This window comes from Lysinibacillus sp. GW247-5R2A (genome assembly GCF_059424475.1).
The window spans coordinates 1-944 of the sequence record NZ_JBWKZL010000036.1 but is presented as its reverse complement, the minus strand read 5'-3'; the positions used below and the strand labels follow the sequence as shown (position 1 = coordinate 944).

Sequence of the window (944 nt, the reverse complement as noted above, 5' to 3'; positions counted from 1 at the left end):
AGGGCATCCCTTCATGCTCAGGGATCGCTGGATTCCGAATGTTTCTAGGGCTTTTGAAATGAGCTTATTATCAAACTCTTTTCCTCGGTCTGTATGAAACATTTGTATGTCGTTCAAGTTACCTCTAATACTTACTAGTGCTTGATAAACCAGCTCTGCTGTCTTATTTGCACCAGCACTACGGCCAATGATTTCACGATTGAAAAGGTCGACAAATAAGCATACATAATGCCATTTTGTTCCGACACGGACATATGTTAAATCACTCACGATGACAGCCAACGGCTCTTCTTGCTCAAATTGGCGCTGTAATTCATTTTTTATCGGCGCTTCATTACATGTTGAGTTATGCACCTTATACTGTGCTACTGTATAGTTTGATACTAGTCCAAGACCTTTCATTAAACGACCAATTCGACGACGTGATACGTGTTTTGGCTCTGGTAATTTACTTAGTTCTTTCTTGATTTTACGCGTACCATAATTATTACGGCTTTCTTTGAAAATACGAGCAATCTCTTTGGAAATCTCTTTATCTTCAGTTTTTAGCGCACGTTTGCCACAAACATCGGCATGATAGTAGTACGTACTTTTCGGAATATCAAGGACGTCACACATTGCTGATACTGAATATTTGTGAGCGTTATTTCGAATCACATCTATTTTCGTCCCATGATCAGCGCTGCTTGCTTTAAAATATCATTCTCCATCAGTAAACGTTGGTTTTCTTTGCGTAATCGAGCTAGTTCGTTATCTTCTTCAGAGCGATTATCTTTGGCAGCGAATGAACCAGTTTCTTGATGATTTTTAATCCAACGGTCTAAAGCCGAAGGCGTTATATCGTACTCTCTGGCAATATCTGCACGGGATTTTCCATTTTCATAAAGTTTTACTAATTGCAATTTAAATTCAGATGTAAAAGTTCGACGTTGACGTGACATAGT

Annotated in this window: 1 pseudogene; it reads right to left on the bottom strand. The window is 38.9% G+C overall.

The annotated features are described in order from the left end of the window. Nucleotides 1–941, bottom strand: a pseudogene (locus tag AC07YC_RS22790) (IS3 family transposase); the annotation flags it as partial. Nucleotides 942–944: the final 3 nt, after the last annotated feature.